The organism is Bartonella sp. AU18XJBT, assembly GCF_028618595.1.
Taxonomy (GTDB): domain Bacteria; phylum Pseudomonadota; class Alphaproteobacteria; order Rhizobiales; family Rhizobiaceae; genus Bartonella.
In genome coordinates this window covers 1-588 of sequence record NZ_JAQITE010000159.1, presented here as the reverse complement: position 1 = coordinate 588, position 588 = coordinate 1, and the positions used below count along the sequence as shown (strand labels likewise).

At 37.9% G+C, this 588-nt stretch carries 1 pseudogene; it reads left to right on the top strand.

The features are described 5' to 3' along the window. Nucleotides 1–247, top strand: a pseudogene (locus tag PVV60_RS10690) (ABC transporter); the annotation flags it as partial. Nucleotides 248–588: the final 341 nt, after the last annotated feature.

Below are 588 nucleotides of genomic sequence, written 5' to 3'. Positions count from 1 at the left end.
GCTTCTTGATGAAGCAACATCTGCTTTAGATGCAAACAGTGAAAAGTTGGTGCAAAATGCCTTAGAAGGATTGATGCAAAATCGTACAACCTTGGTCATTGCACATCGTTTGGCAACAATTTTAAAGGCTGATCGCATTCTCGTGATGGATAAAGGCGCTCTTGTGGAAGAAGGAACCCATGCAGAACTTGTGGCAAAAAATGGCGTCTATGCTTACCTCGCAAAACTCCAATTTTCACCGGAGTAAGTGATCTTGATACAAGAGCAGTATCTTTAAGGGCATAAAAAGTGTTCCTTTTCAAACAGGCCTATCAATTTGAACCTCTCATGGAAAAAAGAGGGACAAGCATTGAGGGGGGATTCTTTTTAAAGTCTTAACAGGCTATTCCTTTTTCTACGCAAGATAGAGCATTTTATAAAAATACTTCATCTGTGTACAGAATATAAAATGATACCTAATTAATCTCTATGGACTATGAGGATGTGCAAGGAGCTCTCTTCATAACAGCACCGTCACATTGATTTATAAAGATAATCCATTATTTTTCATGAGAGATCATGAATAGCATAGGATTTTCTCATGCCAAA